Genomic DNA, 2,734 nt, shown 5'->3' on the forward strand with positions numbered 1-2,734 from the left:
CGGCGAGGCGCGCCTCGCGTTCCCTGTCCTTGATCCTGGCACGCTCCCGATAGCGGGCGAGCGAGCCCGCGGCGGCGGAACTCGCCCTGTTCCAGATGCCGACCAGCTGGCCCGCGACGCGCCCGGTGGCGCCGCCCGCCCAGACCAGTTCGAACGGCGAAAACAGCTTCCAGCGCTCCTCGCCCCACAGGATGCTGCGCGCGATCATCTGTCCGGCCATGCCCGAGGTGTTCATGCCCTGGCGGCCGAACCCGCTCGCCACCCACAGGCCTTTGCGAAGCTGGCCGATCTGCGGCATGCCGTGCACGGTCTGGCCGGTGGCGCCGCCGAACATCTCGGTGATCTCGACATTGCCGAGTTCCGGAAAGATCGTGCGTATCCGCCGCTTCACGGCGCCCGCGAAGCGCTGCGGACGCGCCGCCCAGGTGGTCTCCGGGCTCTCCCACATCAGCCGGTCGCCGTCGACGATCCGGAATTGGTCGACACCGTCGGAATCCATCACGGATCCCTTGAAGGCGATGATCTCGTGCACCCGCTCGCCGAGCGGCGCGGTGATGCCGGCATAGCGCCAGACCGGCAGCAGCGTCTCCGACAGGCGCTGCAACGGCGAGCCGAGATGGATGTTGCCCGCGAGCACGATGTGGGTCGCTCGCAGCCGCGCCGAGGGTGTGACGATGCGCTTGCGGATGCCGGAATGATCGATGCTGACCACCGGCGTGTCCTCGAAGATGCGCGCCCCTGCGCGGCGTGCCAGCGCCGCCAGGCCATGCACATATTTGCGGCCGTCGACCTGGAACGCTTTTGGATAATACACGCCGTGGAAGTAGCGATCGGTCTTGAGCAGCCCTCGGACGCGATCGACCTGCCAGCCCTCGACCTCGGTGTCGAAATCCTCGTTCAGCATCTGCAACCGGCTGATCAGACGGTCGCCGACATCGACGTTGGAGACCTCCAGAACGCCCTCGGTGAGGCCGATGCCCGGCATGTTCTCTTCGGTGGCATTGGCGCGGACGAACTCGGCGCCCTCCTGCGACAGCGTCCACAATTCGCGCGCGTCCTCGAAGCCGATGCGTTCGATCAGGTCGGCGAGCGGCAGCGCGAAACCCGGCATCACGGTGCCGAGCTGGTTGCCGGAGGCGTTCCAGCCGATGTGGCGGCCCTCGAGCACCGCGACGCTGGCCCCGAGCCGGGCCGCTTCCAGCGCGACGGACAGCCCGGCGAGCCCCGCACCGATCACGCAGATGTCGGCGTCGCGATCGAACGACAGTCGTGTGCGGTCGCGAAAGCCGGCTTCGTCCTGGGACACGCTTGTGAAAGTCTCGCTCATGGCGTTTCTTAGGATACCCACAGGCCGCTTGTCACCTTGTCCTCAGCCGGCGCCTGTAGATTATCCTGGACGCGAAACGATTCGAGAATGCCATGCGCCGTTTGATGCTGCTGCGTCACGCCAAGACCGAGACCGACGCGCCGAGCGGCCGTGACCAGGACCGCCGGCTCGACGAGCGCGGCCACAAGGATGCCGCGCAGATCGGCGATTGGATCGCCTCCCATCCCCCCTTCCCCGATACCGTGCTGGTGTCGCACGCCGTGCGCGCCCGGCAGACCTGGGACATCGCGTGGGAGGCAATGAAGGACCGCGTCCCTGCGCCGCAGGTCGAGGTCGTGCCGGAACTCTACGGCGCCGATCCCGCGGAGATCCTCGACGCCATTCGCACTGCAACGGCCCCAGGCGATCCCAAGCAATTGCTGCTGATCGGCCACAATCCCGGCATGCACGAGATCGCCCTGATGCTGACCGGCGGCGGCGATCCCGATGGCGCCAGGGCGCTCGGCGACAACCTGCCCACGGCGGGGCTTGCGGTCTTCGACTTTGACGTCAAGGATTGGGGAGACGTGGCCTACCGCCGCGGCAAGCTGGTGATGTTCGTCAGCCCCAAGTTGCTTAGATGAGCTGCTTAGATAAGCTGCTTCGATCGGGCTGATCGCGCGACGTGCCGGCCGGACGTAGCGACCTGGAGATTTGGAGGCGCAGATGTTCAAGTCCATCCTCGTGCCCATCGACCTCGCCGACACCGATCTCGCCAAGCCGGCGATCGCGACCGCGGCGACGTTGTCGCAGACCTGGAGCGGCCAGGTGCGGCTGCTCAACGTGCTGCCGATGACACCGGTCATGCTGGCCGAATATGTCCCGGCCGATTTCGACGAGCAGCAACGCCAGACCTCGGAAGAGGCCCTTGCCATCGTCGCGCGCGAATCCGGCATCGAGGCATCCCGCATCTCCAGCGTGGTGCGCCAGGGCGGCATCTATCACGAGATCCTGGAGGAAGCCGCGCAGATGAAGGCCGACCTGATCGTCATGACCTCGCACCGCCCGGCGATGCGCACCTATTTCCTCGGCTCCAACGCCGGCCACGTGGTCCGCTACGCCAAATGCTCGGTGCTGGTGGTGAGGCATTGAGGGCTCGATCAATACGCTCGTAGCCCGGGTGAGCGACTTGTCCGCCATAGCTCATCGAGCGAAGGCGGAAGCGACACCCGGGACCGCTCCTGCCGCGAATCCCGGATCTCGCTTCGCTCATCCGGGCTACAAGATATCGCGTTGCCCGACGGGCAAAACACCCCAGCGATAGGACAATCCGCCTCGCGTAAAATATTCCACTTTACCGAAATTCGGAAACGACGTAGGTGTTGCGGCAACCCGGCCCAAGGAAGAGGGGCGTATCGCGATCGTCAC

The 2,734-nt window shown here is 66.1% G+C and carries 3 protein-coding genes; 2 read left to right on the forward strand and 1 reads right to left on the reverse strand.

What is annotated here, in order from left to right; all coding sequences use genetic code 11:
* On the reverse strand, positions 1-1,327 hold a 1,327-nt coding region (locus JHD07_RS37255; RefSeq protein ID WP_291631268.1), incomplete at its 3' end, for an FAD-binding oxidoreductase.
* A 92-nt stretch (positions 1,328-1,419) separates the two neighbouring features.
* Here JHD07_RS37255 and JHD07_RS37260 point away from each other — a divergent pair.
* Entirely contained in the window at positions 1,420-1,950 is a 531-nt protein-coding gene (locus JHD07_RS37260) for a histidine phosphatase family protein (RefSeq protein WP_291631270.1), read from the forward strand.
* A gap of 82 nt (positions 1,951-2,032) precedes the next feature.
* On the forward strand, positions 2,033-2,458 hold the full coding sequence (locus tag JHD07_RS37265) for a universal stress protein (RefSeq protein WP_291631272.1): 426 nt from the start codon (positions 2,033-2,035) through the stop codon (positions 2,456-2,458).
* Positions 2,459-2,734 lie beyond the last annotated feature (276 nt).

This window comes from Bradyrhizobium sp. (genome assembly GCF_016462955.1).
GTDB lineage: Bacteria > Pseudomonadota > Alphaproteobacteria > Rhizobiales > Xanthobacteraceae > Bradyrhizobium.

Bases quoted from the DNA above. Each gene is read 5' to 3' on its own strand.
- JHD07_RS37260 (WP_291631270.1), top strand. From the start codon at position 1,420: ATGCGCCGTTTGATGCTGCTGCGTCACGCCAAGACCGAGACCGACGCG.
- JHD07_RS37265 (WP_291631272.1), top strand. From the start codon at position 2,033: ATGTTCAAGTCCATCCTCGTGCCCATCGACCTCGCCGACACCGATCTC.